Annotated in this window: 10 protein-coding genes, 2 tRNA genes and 2 rRNA genes; 4 read left to right on the forward strand and 10 right to left on the reverse strand. The window is 45.3% G+C overall.

The genetic code is table 11. The features are described from left to right. Nucleotides 1-96: 96 nt before the first annotated feature. The 9 genes from NMK93_RS15330 to NMK93_RS15370 form a co-directional block, all read right to left on the reverse strand. Nucleotides 97-2,981 (reverse strand): 23S ribosomal RNA (locus tag NMK93_RS15330). A gap of 195 nt (nt 2,982-3,176) precedes the next feature. Beyond that, nucleotides 3,177-3,250 (reverse strand) — tRNA-Ala (locus NMK93_RS15335). Nucleotides 3,251-3,256: 6 nt separating this feature from the next. Then, nucleotides 3,257-3,333 (reverse strand) — tRNA-Ile (locus tag NMK93_RS15340). Nucleotides 3,334-3,519: 186 nt separating this feature from the next. After that, a 16S ribosomal RNA gene (locus NMK93_RS15345) occupies nt 3,520-5,047 on the reverse strand. Together the 16S and 23S rRNA genes with 2 tRNA genes alongside form the textbook arrangement of a ribosomal RNA operon. 943 nt (nt 5,048-5,990) lie before the next feature. Further along, nucleotides 5,991-6,377 carry a GtrA family protein gene (locus tag NMK93_RS15350; RefSeq protein WP_185213478.1) on the reverse strand — a complete coding sequence of 129 codons (387 nt, stop codon included), beginning with the start codon at nt 6,375-6,377 and terminating at the stop codon, nt 5,991-5,993. A gap of 3 nt (nt 6,378-6,380) precedes the next feature. After that, complete coding sequence (locus tag NMK93_RS15355; RefSeq protein WP_185213477.1) at nt 6,381-7,079, reverse strand: CDP-alcohol phosphatidyltransferase family protein; 699 nt, start codon at nt 7,077-7,079, stop codon at nt 6,381-6,383. A 13-nt stretch (nt 7,080-7,092) separates the two neighbouring features. Continuing rightward, nucleotides 7,093-8,091 (reverse strand): NAD(P)-dependent oxidoreductase, encoded by a 999-nt coding sequence (locus NMK93_RS15360; protein ID WP_254529456.1) that lies wholly within the window; start codon nt 8,089-8,091, stop codon nt 7,093-7,095. Then, nucleotides 8,088-9,209, reverse strand: a complete 1,122-nt coding sequence (locus NMK93_RS15365; protein WP_254529458.1) for a hypothetical protein — start codon at nt 9,207-9,209, stop codon at nt 8,088-8,090. The genes NMK93_RS15360 and NMK93_RS15365 overlap by 4 nt, the downstream gene beginning before the upstream one ends. Before the next feature lie 12 nt (nt 9,210-9,221). Further along, a complete protein-coding gene (locus tag NMK93_RS15370) occupies nt 9,222-10,433 on the reverse strand; it encodes a pyridoxal phosphate-dependent aminotransferase family protein (protein ID WP_185213474.1) in 1,212 nt (403 codons plus the stop codon). Nucleotides 10,434-10,742: 309 nt separating this feature from the next. Here NMK93_RS15370 and smpB point away from each other — a divergent pair, with 309 nt between their 5' ends. Next, nucleotides 10,743-11,198, forward strand: coding sequence for an SsrA-binding protein SmpB (gene smpB / locus NMK93_RS15375; protein ID WP_185213473.1), 456 nt, complete (start codon nt 10,743-10,745; stop codon nt 11,196-11,198). Here smpB and NMK93_RS15380 read toward each other — a convergent pair. After that, the gene (locus tag NMK93_RS15380) at nt 11,185-12,108 is read right to left on the reverse strand and encodes a helix-turn-helix domain-containing protein (RefSeq protein WP_254529460.1); all 924 of its coding nucleotides are present in this window, start codon (nt 12,106-12,108) and stop codon (nt 11,185-11,187) included. The two genes, smpB and NMK93_RS15380, sit on opposite strands and share 14 nt — an antisense overlap. A gap of 175 nt (nt 12,109-12,283) precedes the next feature. On the opposite strand from NMK93_RS15380, the gene NMK93_RS15385 reads away from it, so the two are divergent. The 3 genes from NMK93_RS15385 (at nt 12,284) to NMK93_RS15395 (ending at nt 15,432) form a co-directional block, all read left to right on the forward strand. After that, the gene (locus NMK93_RS15385) at nt 12,284-13,786 is read left to right on the forward strand and encodes an aldehyde dehydrogenase family protein (RefSeq protein WP_254529462.1); all 1,503 of its coding nucleotides are present in this window, start codon (nt 12,284-12,286) and stop codon (nt 13,784-13,786) included. Nucleotides 13,787-13,856: 70 nt separating this feature from the next. After that, nucleotides 13,857-14,231, forward strand: coding sequence for a DUF779 domain-containing protein (locus tag NMK93_RS15390; protein WP_185213470.1), 375 nt, complete (start codon nt 13,857-13,859; stop codon nt 14,229-14,231). 124 nt (nt 14,232-14,355) lie between these two features. Further along, entirely contained in the window at nt 14,356-15,432 is a 1,077-nt protein-coding gene (locus NMK93_RS15395; protein ID WP_254529464.1) for an NADH:flavin oxidoreductase/NADH oxidase, read from the forward strand. The last annotated feature ends 2 nt before the right edge of the window (nt 15,433-15,434 follow it).

Raw genomic sequence — 15,434 nt, forward strand, 5'->3', positions numbered from 1 at the left:
ACCTTTTTGTACATGCCCCTCATCTAGGGGACGGTACATTGACATGTTATTGGAAGAAAAGATCAGAAAAAGAGAGAGGACAACAGGTCTATCCGCATTGGAAAGCTTCGGGCTATTAGTACCACTCGGCTTTGGTCTCTCAACCTTTACACCTGTGGCCTATCGACGTCGTAATCTCCGACGACCCTTGTGAGGAAGTCTCATCTCGTGGCTAGTTTCGCACTTAGATGCTTTCAGCGCTTATCTATCCCGGACGTAGCTACCCTGCCGTACACCTGGCGGCATAACAGGTTCACCAGCGGTCCGTCCAACCCGGTCCTCTCGTACTAAGGTCAGATCCACTCAAACTTCCAGCGCCCACAACAGATAGGGACCGAACTGTCTCGCGACGTTCTGAACCCAGCTCGCGTGCCACTTTAATGGGCGAACAGCCCAACCCTTGGGACCTTCTCCAGCCCCAGGATGTGACGAGCCGACATCGAGGTGCCAAACCTCCCCGTCGATATGAGCTCTTGGGGGAGATCAGCCTGTTATCCCCAGAGTACCTTTTATCCTTTGAGCGATGGCCCTTCCATACAGAACCACCGGATCACTATGTCCGTCTTTCGACCCTGGTCGACTTGTAGGTCTCACAGTCAAGCAAGCTTATGCCATTGCACTCCACGTACGGTTACCAAGCGTACTGAGCTTACCTTTGAAAGCCTCCGTTACCTTTTTGGAGGCGACCACCCCAGTCAAACTACCCACCAAACAATGTCTCCCGATTTATCGGGATTAGAAACCGAATACAGAAAGGGCGGTATTTCAAGGGCGTATCCGCGATTCCTGGCGAAACCGCTTCGACTACTCCCGCCTATCCTACACATCCTGTACCCAATTTCAATGTTAAGCTATAGTGAAGGTTCATGGGGTCTTTCCGTCCCGTTGCGGGTAACCGGCGTCTTCACCGATACCACAATTTCACCGAGCTCATGGCTGAGACAGCGCCCAGATCGTTACACCATTCGTGCAGGTCGGAACTTACCCGACAAGGAATTTCGCTACCTTAGGACCGTTATAGTTACGGCCGCCGTTTACTGGGGCTTCGATTCAATGCTTCTCCTTGCGGATGACATCCCCTCTTAACCTTCCAGCACCGGGCAGGTGTCAGGCCTTATACCTCATCTTTCGATTTCGCAAAGCCATATGTTTTTGCTAAACAGTCGCCTGGGCCTTTTCACTGCGGCTTCTCCATCGCTGGAGGAAGCGCCCCTTCTCCCGAAGTTACAGGGCCATTTTGCCGAGTTCCTTAGCCATGATTCACTCGAGCACCTTAGGATCCTCTCCTCGACCACCTGTGTCGGTTTGCGGTACGGGTCTTGATGACCTGGAGCTTAGCGGGTTTTCTTGGAAGTCTGCTTACCTGCGCTATCAGCGCCCCCGAGGGTTTGCTGTACTATCGGGCTTCGGCTGTACCGGCGGATTTGCCTACCGGTCCAATACCTTTGCCCTTCAACGAACTATTCCGTCAGTTCGCGGCAGTGTCACTACTCCGTCACCACATCGCAGTCATCAACAGTACGGGAATATTAACCCGTTGGCCATCGGCTGCCTCCCTTCGGATGCGCCTTAGGTCCCGACTGACCCTGATCCGATTAGCGTTGATCAGGAAACCTTGGTCTTTCGGTGGGCGGGTTTCTCACCCGCCTTATCGTTACTTATGCCTACATTTGCTTTTCCATCAGGTCCACCACAGGTCGCCCTGCGGATTCGCCCCCGATGGAATGCTCCCCTACCAGTGCAATAAATTGCAATCCATAGCTTCGGTACCGTTCTTGATGCCCGTTTATTATCCACGCCCGGCCGCTCGACTAGTGAGCTGTTACGCACTCTTTAAATGAATGGCTGCTTCCAAGCCAACATCCTAGCTGTCTGGGCAACCGGACCTCGTTAGTTCAACTTAGAACGGATTTGGGGACCTTAGCTGATGGTCTGGGTTCTTTCCCTCTCGGCCTTGGACCTTAGCACCCAAAGCCTCACTGCCGGCCATATCTAGCAGCATTCGGAGTTCGTCTGGATTTGGTAGGATTTGACTCCCCCGCACCCAATCGGTAGCTCTACCTCTGCTAGACTCCATGCCGACGCTGTTCCTAAAAACATTTCGGGGAGTACGAGCTATTTCCCAGTTTGATTGGCCTTTCACCCCTACCCTCAGGTCATCCGGAAACTTTTCAACGTTTATCGGTTCGGTCCTCCAGTACGTGTTACCGCACCTTCAACCTGCCCAAGGGTAGATCACAAGGTTTCGCGTCTACCTCGTCCGACTGTGCGCCCTGTTCAGACTCGCTTTCGCTTCGGCTCCTGGCCTTAAGCCATTAACCTTGCCGGACAAGAGTAACTCGTAGGCTCATTATGCAAAAGGCACGCCGTCACGGAATCGCTCCGCTCCGACCGCTTGTAAGCACACGGTTTCAGGTTCTTTTCACTCCCCTGTTCGGGGTTCTTTTCACCTTTCCCTCACGGTACTGGTCCACTATCGGTCTCTCAGGAGTATTTAGCCTTGCCAGATGGTGCTGGCGGATTCCCACAGGATTTCTCCGGTCCCGCGGTACTCAGGATACCACTATGCCTGTATTCTTTGCCTGTACGGGGCTCTCACCCTTATCGCGCAGTTTCCCACCTGCTTCCAGTTCATAGCACAGTACAATATCGTGGTCCTACAACCCCGGCCATGCCGTGACATGACCGGTTTGGGCTCTTTCCCGTTCGCTCGCCACTACTTGGGAAATCATTGTTATTTTCTCCTCCTACGCCTACTTAGATGTTTCAGTTCAGCGCGTTCGCCTCAATTGATGGCATGTCTTCAACATGCCGGGTTGCCCCATTCGGAAATCCACGGATCGATTCGCATTTGCCGATCCCCGTGGCTTATCGCAGCTTATCACGTCCTTCATCGCCTCTGAGAGCCTAGGCATCCCCCGTGTGCCCTTGTTTACTTTCTTCACGCTACCACCCCTTTTGCTAAGTGGTAGGTTGCTTTTGGTCCCATGCTTGCGCATGGAGCCTCTGTTGTCTTCTCTTGTTAATCTCTTTTCTTCCAATATGTCAAAGAACTCTTTATCCGAGCAGTTAGTATTAAGTACTTAGTATCTAGACCGTGACGGCCGTACATTTCCTTTACACTGCGCTCAGAAACGTGGAGAATAACGGATTCGAACCGTTGACCCCCTGCGTGCAAGGCAGGTGCTCTAGCCAGCTGAGCTAATCCCCCGTGTGATGGTAGTCCCGAGCAGATTTGAACTGCTGACCCCTACATTATCAGTGTAGTGCTCTAACCAACTGAGCTACGGGACTAGCTTATCTCTCTCATCTCTCGGTGTCACCGTTTGTCGGAAGCTTTTTGCAGATCGTCACTATCTAGGTTCTAGATACTAAATACTCACTACTAAATACTCCCCACAGGGTGGGCACTTTCTTCTGAATGTCTTTTTTTCTGTATAGATCATGTATGTGGCGCAGCTCCCCCGGAGCGGGCTCTAGAAAGGAGGTATTCCAGCCGCACCTTCCGGTACGGCTACCTTGTTACGACTTAGCCCCAATTACCGGTTTTACCCTAACACGCTCCTTGCGGTTACATGCTTTAGGTACCCCCAGCTTTCATGGCTTGACGGGCGGTGTGTACAAGGCCCGGGAACGTATTCACCGCGTCATTGCTGATACGCGATTACTAGCGAATCCAACTTCACGGGGTCGAGTTGCAGACCCCGATCCGAACTGTGAATGGCTTTTCGAGATTGGCATCACATTGCTGTGTAGCTGCCCGCTGTACCATCCATTGTAGCACGTGTGTAGCCCCGGACGTAAGGGCCATGATGACTTGACGTCGTCCCCGCCTTCCTCTCTGCTTGCGCAGGCAGTCTGTTTAGAGTCCCCACCTTGACGTGCTGGCAACTAAACATAGGGGTTGCGCTCGTTGCGGGACTTAACCCAACACCTCACGGCACGAGCTGACGACAGCCATGCAGCACCTAGTTTCCTGTCCCGAGGGACGGATGCGTCTCTGCATCCTTCAGTAACTTTCAAGCCCGGGTAAGGTTCCTCGCGTATCATCGAATTAAACCACATGCTCCTCCGCTTGTGCGGGCCCCCGTCAATTCCTTTGAGTTTCACCCTTGCGGGCGTACTCCCCAGGTGGATGACTTAACGCTTTCGCTTGGACGCTTACGGTATATCGCAAACATCGAGTCATCATCGTTTAGGGCGTGGACTACCAGGGTATCTAATCCTGTTCGATCCCCACGCTTTCGTGCATCAGCGTCAATAACGGCTTAGACAGCTGCCTTCGCAATCGGTGTTCTGAGACATATCTATGCATTTCACCGCTACTTGTCTCATTCCGCCGTCTTCAACCGCATTCAAGCACTTCAGTATCAAGGGCACTGCGACAGTTGAGCTGCCGTCTTTCACCCCTGACTTAAAGTGCCGCCTACGCACCCTTTAAACCCAATAAATCCGGATAACGCTCGGATCCTCCGTATTACCGCGGCTGCTGGCACGGAGTTAGCCGATCCTTATTCTTTAGGTACATTCAGCCCACTACACGTAGTGGGGTTTATTCCCTAACAAAAGCAGTTTACAACCCATAGGGCAGTCGTCCTGCACGCGGCATGGCTGGTTCAGGGTTGCCCCCATTGACCAATATTCCTTACTGCTGCCTCCCGTAGGAGTCTGGTCCGTGTCTCAGTACCAGTGTGGGGGATTCTCCTCTCAGAGCCCCTAGACATCGTCGCCTTGGTGGGCCGTTACCCCACCAACTAGCTAATGTCACGCGAGCCCATCCATATCCTATGAATATTTAACTGCCTCCCGATGCCGGGTTGCAGTGTCATGCGGTGTTAATCCGGATTTCTCCGGGCTATCCCCCTGATATGGGCAGGTTGCTCACGCGTTACGCACCCGTGCGCCACTCTCACCATCGGTAGCAAGCTACCGATGGATCCCGTCCGACTTGCATGTATTAGGCCTGCCGCTAGCGTTCATCCTGAGCCAGGATCAAACTCTCCATTGTAAAATGAAGTGTAAGACCAAGACTATTTATAAAATAGAATTGTTGTCTTGTTAAATGTTTTCCTCCCGCTCCGGGATACCTGAATAAATTGATTTCTTAAATCTTTTCTTGTTCAGCTACCGTACTCTCGTACGGGTCGCTGCGCTACATGATCATTTAAAGAACTTATCGCGCCTGGGCATCTCGCTTCGGCTTTTTTATGTTGTTTCCCTTCCGCATCGGAAGGTCGCAATCTGTCATTTCTTTCGCTCCGGACATCGCGTCCCTCGCTGTTTCCCTTGGTTGGGACTGCAAAGGTAGGAACCTTTTTCGAAACCGCAAAATCTTTTTTAAAATAATTTTCGCGGCCCTTTTTTCGGTGGTCGGCATGGCCTGCAATCGTGCAGCTCTGCTTCCCTTTTCCTTCCCGTGTTTCTGTGGCCGTGGGGCCGTCCCTCCCTTGCGGAGTGGTGCAAAGATAGGGACAAAATACGTTCACTTCCAAGGGGGAGGCCAAAGTATTTTTACCGCCGCCAGCTAACTCGCTGTAGCATTGCCAGATAATTTTTCCAAAAGACGGGGAAATACCGCCAAAAGGGGGCAACCGGGAGGGTTCCCGGGCCATTCCATGGTCTTGGCCCATCCTCCAATCCCTTTAATCCTGGTTCAAAAATTCTCCCCTTTCCACCTGACCTCATTCGACCCACATTCCGAAAATTCGCAACGCGAGCGACCAAATCCCCTATGCGTCCTCGGGTACGCTCCGGCCGGTTTACCTGTTCTCTCCGGACCATTCCCGAACATGCCCCGAACGAGTCCCGAAGGAGAGCCACAAAAAAACACCTCAATTCCAATCCAAAAAGAAACAAAAATCGGTTCCCTCCCCTCCAGCATCCTGAACAAAAAACAAAAAGGCCATCTTGAAATATTTCAAGATGGCCTTTATATCTTATCTATATATAAACTACTGCTTAAATACCCAAAACCTTTGGAGCGTATAATTGAACCCTAAAGAGACAATGATCTCCACAATAAGTTTGGACAGCAGGAAGTGCAAATGCCAGATGTCTACCAAAAGATGGATCCCCAAGGATTTAAGAGTAATGCTACCGACAACAACGATGATAAACTTCCACAGTTGGCTACCAATGGATTTCTGTGTATTCCCAAAGGACCAATACCGGTTGATGGTAAAATTAACAATGGCACCCAAGCTTCCCGAGATCACGTTGGAAAAGGGGGCAGTAAATTTCAGTACCGTATAACAAAACGTGTATATCCCAAAATCAGAAAGTCCGCCAATAAAAGCGGACAGCTGTGCTCTGAGAAATACCCTTAGTTTGTCGGACATGTCTTATTCTTTAATCTCTGTTTCCTTTAGCTTGTTTGCTTTTTCTTCCAGATCCTTTGCATCCCCAAGATCCAGTAATTTCTTGGTGTCGGTAATATTAATGAAGAACAGAATAATACAGATCAGCAATACCGAATAGTTAATGGAACCAGGAACGATAACTTCCAAGACCATGACCAAACTGATGATGACACGGATTTCGGTCGGGCCTAATAATCCGGCATCGATCGTATACTTGTCGGTGATCCTATACCTCAATTGGGAGATGATCATCGCCCATCCATATAATGCCACCAAGGTAAAGCCAAGGTATTTAAAATCACCGGTTGCATAAAAAACATAACCCAGTCCGATCATCACGGTTGAGATCCAGTCCATGACGATGTCAAGCGCAAAACCATACCATTTACGGGATTTATTCCTATAGAAAGCGATCCTTCCGTCCAAAGAGTCCCCGAACCATTGCACGAAGAAACCTACGATACCCAAGAAAAGGAAATTAATGTTCACATATTCTGCAAGCAAGAAACTTCCCAGGATCATAAAAGAACCGAAAAGACCGATGGCAGTCAGGCCATCAGAAGATATCCATGCGGGGATCTTAGGAACGAGATAGGATATTAACTTCTGTTCCGGATTACTTAAAATATTAGTACGCTTTCTGTCTTGAAAAAGCTTTTTATTAATTTTTTGTCCACTCATTTCAACTGAAAATTTAGAGCCACTTATTTTCTTTATACCAAAATAAACTCTCCTTCAATCCTTCATCCAATTTATATTGGGGATCAAAGTTTAAGTTCTGCATTGCATGTGTTATATCACATCCCCAGTTTTCTGCGGTTAGCTCTCTTAGTCTTTCGGGGTAGATGACGGGAGTTTTGGATGAGTTGCGATATAGTCTTTGTGAGAGTTCGGCAACGCTTTTCACCAGACTTAATGGAACATGCATTCTGAATAGTCGTTTGTTCAGGACTTCCTTGAAAATCTCAGCCATGGCATATCGGGAATAGACCTCGCCATCACTGATATTATATATCTGGAGTCCATCTTGTTTTACCATGCAACCTTTCAACAGTACGTCAACAAGGTCCTTGACATAGATAAAACTCAATTTCTGTGGATTTTTCCCGATATAGGGGTCCAATCCTTTGTTCATTGTATCGAAAAGGATAAAAATATCCTTTTCGCGGGGTCCATATACGGCCGTTGGGCGGAATATGGAAATTGGGGCATCGGGATATTTATCCTGAATCATCAATTCAGAAGCTTCCTTGCTCCTGCCATACACCGTCAATGGGCGATATGGCGTTGATTCGGTGATCAATTGGTCACTGCTGTAGGGAATCGGACCGATGGCTGCCAAGCTACTTACGTAACTGATCCTTTCCAAAGGCATGATATCCGCAGTTGCCGCCGACAGAATAGCATCTGTATAGCCAACATTGACTTCCCGCATTATATTTTCATCTTTAGCCTTAGTCATTGCAGCGGCATGGATGATATAATGGTACTGTTCTTTTTCGAAAAGTGCTTTTAATTCTTCCTGATTTCCCAGGTTGGGATAGACAAACTGATCGACATAGGGCTGTATATCTTGGATTTTGCTGGATTTACGAACCGCAGCGTGCACCTCAAGACCTAGGTTTTGGGCAGCCTCAACAAGGTGAGAGCCAACAAAACCACTCGCACCAGTTATGAAAATCTTTTTTTTCATATCGCTTTTTCGAAAAGGCGATAGCGCTTGTAAAATTCAGCGTTGATCTGTTCAATAGCGTGATTCATGAGGTAGTTGTGGTCCAACATCCAGGAACATTCCGCTTCGACGATTCCCGATGGGATTGCATTCTTGATGATCCGTCCGTAAAGACAGGCTTCAATACCTAATTTCCTGTAATTGTCCAGCACCCCTAACATTAAAACCCTTACAGATTTTACTTTTTTCAAGCCAAACAATAGCTTAAAGATACCGGTTGGGAACAACCTGCCGCGTTTGATCTTGATCTGGATTTCGTTGACATTTGGAATCCCTAGCGCAAATCCAATGATATCATCCCCTTTTTCTGCCACAATGCAATACTTAGGGTCAACGATCATTTTCAAATCTTTTGCGGTATGCATAAACTCCTCATCTGTCATGGGAACAAACCCTAGGTTTTTATCCCAGGCTTTATTATAGACTTTCTTGATCTTATCGGCTTCCCTTGCGAAATCTTTCATGTTGATTTCCCTCAGAATGATTCCAGAACGTTTCAGTCTAGTTTCCAATTTATCCAAAAGGAGAACAGAGCGTTTATTTGAGTTTTCCTTATTTACCAGGTAAGCCCTCAGGTCCACTTTCTTAACGAAGCCGGCAGCTAAGATCAAGTCTTGGTAATAAGGGGGATTATAAGGCATCATGGCCATTGGAGGCCTATCGAAACCTTCAACCAAAAGACCCACGCTGTCATTGGTAGACAGGTTGATGGGCCCCACCATATTGTTTGCACCCTTTCCTTTCACCCAGGCTTCAGCAGCTTGGAACAATTTATCGGCAACCTCCTGATCATTTACACAATCAAAGAAACCGAATTGCCCTTCATTTACATTATTAAACTGATTATGGTTTGTATTGTAAATTGCTGCAATCCGCCCGACAATCTTTTCATCTTGATAAGCCAAGAACAATTGCACGGATGAATGCTTATAGAACGGGTGTTTAGCGGGATTCAACATATCATCCTGTGCAACAAAAAGCTCTGGAACATAATTTGGATCTCCTTCATAAAGGTCATGAGGAAAATCGATAAATTTTGCTCTTTGTTTTTTGCTTTCAACAGGAACTATAGTAATCACTTTTATCTGATTTTATTCACTAATAAAACTTTCAACTTCCAATGCTTTGAACACTTTGGTCATTTTCTCGACAGCTTCATCGATTTGATCGAAGGTATGTGTAGCCATCAGGGAGAAACGGATCAGGGATTCTTCAGCCGGAACTGCAGGAGCAACGACAGGGTTTACAAAAACTCCGTCATCCTGAAGCATTTTAGTAACGATATATGTTTTTTCGTTGTTTCTAACGAAAACAGGTAAGATTGGGCTTTCGGTAGCACCAAGGTCAAATCCGTTTTCCAACAACAATTTTTTAGCATAGTTGGTATTCGCCCACAATCTTTCTATATGCTCAGGTTCTGTCTGGATAATTTCCAATGCTTTCAATGTTGAAGCTACAGAAGCAGGCGTCATACTTGCACTGAACATCAATGAACGGGCACGGTGTTTCAAGAACTCAATGGTATCACTGTCTGCCGCAACGAAACCGCCTAATGAAGCCAAGGATTTACTGAAAGTACCCATGATCAAGTCAACCTGGTCGGTCAGACCGAAGTGGCTTGCCGTACCTGCACCGTTATGACCGATTACGCCTAAACTATGGGCATCATCACATAATATTGCAGCATCAAACTCGTTAGCTACTTGAACAAGTTCAGGTAATTTTACGATATCACCTTCCATACTGAAGATACCATCAGTTGCAATCAACTTAAAGCTTTCTTCAGGAAGGCGGGAGATTTTATCTCTCAGGTCTTCGATATTGTTGTGAGCGTATTTAATAACTTTTGAGAATGACAAACGGGAGCCGTCGATAATCGAGGCATGATCACGTTCGTCCAAAAGGATGTAGTCATGACGACCCGTTAAGCAAGAAAGGGGTCCTAAGTTAGATTGGAAACCTGTACTGAAAAGGATAGCTGATTCCTTGCCGACATAATCAGCAAGTTTCTCTTCCAGTTCCACGTGGATATCCAACGTACCGTTTAAAAAACGGGAACCAGCACAGCCAGTACCGTATTTTTCAAGGGCATCCTGAGAAGCTTTAATAATTCGAGGATCGGTCGTCAGTCCTAGGTAAGAATTCGAACCAAACATTAATACTCTGCGGCCGTCAATTTTTACTTCGGTATCCTGTTTAGATTGGATCGGTCTAAAATAAGCATATAAGTTTTTTGACTTGATATCTCCTAACTCGCCATTTAAAAACCGCGCAGTTCTTTCGTTTAATTTTCCCTTGCTCATTCGTCAGGTATCTATTTTCTCAATAATATTTACTTTTTGAACTTTTAACAAAAATCGTCAAAAATCCCACAAAGGTACAAAACAAGTTCTATTCACATAAATTAAATCATGTTTATATTACTTTTTACTACCTTTCTTTACAAAAAATCGACGCAAACATACAAAACTTAAACCTCAAATCATGTTTCATTTGACATATAAATATCATAAAATTAAATTAATATTAAGAGAATGTTTAGTGTATATTACATGGAAATTTTGCAAAATTTCATAAATTCTTACATTTGTGCTTCAATATAATTAATAAAAATGGCAATTTCATCAACGGTTAACATTAAAAACAAACGCGCATCCTTTGAGTATCACCTACTTGACACGTATGTTGCGGGCTTAGCTTTACTGGGTACCGAGATAAAATCCATCCGTCAAGGCAAAGCAAACATCAATGATAGTTTCTGTGCCTTTTTTGAAGATGGCCTTTACATCCGTAACATGCACATCGCTGAATATTCATTTGGATCATTCTATAACCATGAATCCAAAAGAGACCGTAAATTGCTCTTAACCAAGAAAGAGCTGAAGAAATTGCGTGAAAAGGGAGAAGAAAAAGGCTTTACCATTGTACCATTGCGCATCTTCATCAACGATCGAGGTTTTGCCAAGGTAGAGATCGCCCTGGCACAGGGTAAAAAAGATTTCGACAAGCGTGAAACCATTAAAGAGCGTGAAAGTAAGAGAGAATTGGACCGCGCTATGAAACGCTAATATCTATTTTTCGCTGGTAATTACCTGGAGTCATATTTTCCCGAGCCTTGAATAATCGGCTGAAATAATTGACATCGGTAAAGCCACACGCGTAACAAACTTCCTTAATAGACATATTCGCACTCAGCATTTCCTTTGCCTTCCGCAAGCGTTCCCGAATGACGAGCTCCATCGGAGTAATCCCATATTCATCCTTAAACATCCTAAAGAGCGTAGCCTTGCTCATGTTAGCCTTTCGGCTTAGGTCTTCAATGGTAATTCTTTCCGTTAGGTTTTCCCTAATATATCTTTTCAGGTTAGACATCTCATCATTAGTTGTTGAATGAGGTTCAACCAGTTCGCCTAATTGCTGTTGCTGAATAATCCTAATCAACAGCTCCTTGAACAGTAGATCGGCAAGTACATCCTTAAAAGGATCGTTGCTGATCATATTGCTAAATAATTTATTGGTCAAACTTGCCAGTTCATCGGTATTTACCAAATGGAACTTGTTCCAGGAGAAATCCCAGGAAAGGCTATTATTTATTTTAGGGTATGCATTATTCAGGTAATCGATGGTTTCTTCGATTTTATCGGCAGAAATCAACAAGGCCGTACATTGGGTGGGCTCCATTATCTTTGCATCAGGAAAATCAATTTTCATGGATCTATCAGCAGGGAGCACGAGGGTTTCTCCAGGGAGATAGTCAAAGGCAGGCACATCTTCGAGGTGCATAATTTTCTTTCCCTTCAGCATATTGATAATGACCATATCATTAAACTGTAGGGGTACCAAGTGGCTCGGTTGATAAGTTTCATACACATTCAACTCAAAATTGTTCAATGTATACGCACGTCTATTTTCAACCAACGTGTTCAATTCCCTCTCCGACGAATAAGGAAGCTCTCGGACTAAATTATTCTTTCCCATACGACTCTATTTTATAATTGGCTGTTAACCAAAAATAAAAAAAAGTAAACAAAATCAAAAAACAAGCTATTTGAAAATATTATGCTATGATTAGCGACGATAATGCTATATAAAAAAATTGCCTCTTGGTAAATTTGAGAAAGAGTCCAATATAAACTATTAAAAACACAGAACTATGAGCGCATTAAATAGACCAACGTTCAAAGAGCGTTACGATAATTACATTAATGGAACCTTCGTTCCGCCCACTCAAGGAAAATATTTTGACAATATCTCCCCTATAGATGGCAAACCATTTACACAGGTTGCCCATTCCACAAAGGTGGATATTGATAAAGCTGTTGAAGCAGCAAGCAAGGCTTTTGAAACTTGGAGCAAGACCTCATCAACGGAACGCAGCAATATTTTATTCAAGATTGCAGACCGTATTGAACAGCACTTGGAACAGGTTGCCATTGTAGAAACGATTGACAATGGAAAAGCAGTACGTGAAACATTGAATGCCGATATTCCATTGGCAATTGATCATTTCCGTTATTTTGGTGGAGTGATCCGAGCTGAAGAAGGATCATTATCTGAATTGGATAGCACAACGGTATCCTTAATCGTTAATGAGCCAATCGGTGTAGTGGCACAGATCATACCTTGGAACTTTCCGATCTTGATGGCCGTATGGAAATTGGCTCCTGCTTTGGCTGCGGGCTGTACCGTAGTCCTCAAACCGGCAGAGAGTACACCTACATCCATCATGGTATTGATGGAAATCATTGGCGACTTGCTTCCTCCGGGAGTAATAAACGTAGTAAATGGATTTGGATCAGAATTAGGTAGACATCTAGTGACCCATCCGAAAGTAGCGAAAGCTGCCTTTACTGGATCAACTGCTACAGGTAGAATGGTCATGCAATATGCTACGGAGAACATTATCCCGGTTACCTTGGAATTAGGTGGTAAATCACCGAATGTATTCTTTGAGTCTGTCATGGACGAAGATGATTCATTTTTGGACAAAGCAATCGAAGGAGCAGTATTGTTTGCCCTGAACCAAGGTGAGATCTGTACCTGTCCATCTAGGTTATTGATCCAAGAGTCCATCTATGACAAGTTTATAGAGCGCGTCATTGAACGAGTGAACCAGATCAAAGTTGGAAACCCATTGGATCCAACCGTGATGATGGGAGCCCAAGCTTCCAAAATACAGAAGGACAAAATTATGTCCTATATTAAATTAGGAAAAGAGGAAGGTGCAGAAGTATTGACTGGAGGCGATGAAAACCACTTAGGTGGGGATATCGACGACGGATACTACATCAAGCCTACCCTATTCAAAGGGAACAATAAGATGCGCATTTTTCAAGAAGAGATCTTCGGCCCTGTATTGGCCGTTACGACCTTCAAGGATGTAGACGAGGCCATCGCCATTGCGAACGACACCATTTATGGTTTAGGAGCAGGTGTATGGACCCGTGATGCCCATGAATTGTATATGGTCCCTAGAGCCATTCAGGCTGGCCGTGTTTGGGTAAACCAATATCACAGTTATCCTGCAGGAGCTCCATTTGGTGGTTATAAACAATCCGGCATAGGACGTGAGAACCACAAAATGATGTTAGCCTATTACCGTCAAGCTAAAAACATGCTCATCTCATACAGCAAAGAAAAGCTTGGATTCTTTTAATAGAGTTTAATAGTTAAATGTGTGAAAAGGGGTTATGCTCTATAACCCCTTTCTTAAAACTGCTAGAATTATGATCTCAAGGATAGATGTAACCGAAAATGCGAAAGCCGTAATCAAGGAATTAGCGGAAAAGCATGGCCCATTGATGTTTTATCAAGCAGGTGGCTGTTGTGAAGGAACCCAACCACAGTGCTTTGAAAAGGGTGGATTTTATCCCAGGATGAACGATGCCATGATAGGCCTGGTCGAAGGTTTTGAGTTTTGGGTAGACCGCGATCTTTTCGAATACTGGAAGTTTTCACATTTTACATTGGATGTACTGGATGGGTTTGGACCAGGAGGATTTTCATTGGAAACCCCTATGGGAAAAACGTTCAAGATCCACTATCGGTTATTTACGGAGGAAGAACTGAAGGAATTACCTGAGGTCATCCGGAATGAATAATAAAAATTATTCTTTTTGGGTTCAATTGCTTTCTGAAAGTCAATAAACCCTAATTATGCTGTTTTTTTGATAAATGATCTGTAAATTTAATGAAAGGTCGAATTTATTAAACCCAGAAAAACAGATGACAAGCCCTTCCCTATTCTCTTCATTAAAACTTTCCCATTTAGAACTCAAAAACAGAATCGTTGTTTCGCCAATGTGCCAATACAGTGCAGTTGATGGCTTTGCCAATGATTGGCATTTGGTACATCTCGGCCAATTTGCCATTGGACGTGCAGGAGCAGTGATCCAAGAGGCGACTGCAGTAAGTCCTGAAGGCCGGATTTCTTATGGCGATCTCGGGATTTGGAAGGATGAGCATATCAAAAAATACAAACAGATAACCAATTTTATTAAAAGTCAGGGAAGCCTAGCGGGGATCCAATTGGCACATGCTGGAAGAAAGGCAAGTACGGATCTGCCGTGGATAAGCAGGAAACAATTTTCTCCAGATGAGGAACATGGTTGGCAGACTGTTGCTCCCTCTCCTATTCCTTACCATGAAAAAGAACATCCACCCATTGGTTTAAGCCAGAGCGAGATCCAAGAAATCATTGCCCAATTTAAGGACGCAGCAGCAAGAGCAGTTGAGGCTGGTTACCAGATCATAGAAATCCATGCCGCCCATGGCTATTTGATCCATCAGTTCCTTTCACCACTGGTCAATTTCAGGGAAGATGGGTATGGAGGTAGCTTCGAAAACAGGGTCAGGTTTCTGTTGGAAATCGTAGATGCCATCAAATCAGTTTTAAAAACTGAGCATTCGCTATGGGTCCGCTTATCGGCGACCGATTGGGCAGATGGCGGTTGGGACATTGAACAGACAGTTAAATTGACCCACCTCTTGAAAGGGAAAGCTGTTGAAGTGGCTGATATTTCTTCTGGAGGAGCTGTATCCTTCCAGAAAATCCCAGTTGAACCAGGTTATCAGGTACCCTTTTCCGATCAGGTCAAACAAGCCTGTGGGATTGGGACAGGAGCTGTAGGCTTGATCACTAGTGCCAAACAGGCACAGGATATCCTAGATCGAGGTGCTGCAGATCTGATTTTATTGGGCAGGGAATTCTTGCGACATCCCCACCTTGTCTATACTTGGGCCCAAGAATTGGGCGTACAGCAGAGCTGGGCACCTCAATATGCAAGGGCAAAGATTGAATAGGA

The organism is Sphingobacterium sp. LZ7M1 (assembly GCF_024296865.1).
GTDB lineage: Bacteria > Bacteroidota > Bacteroidia > Sphingobacteriales > Sphingobacteriaceae > Sphingobacterium.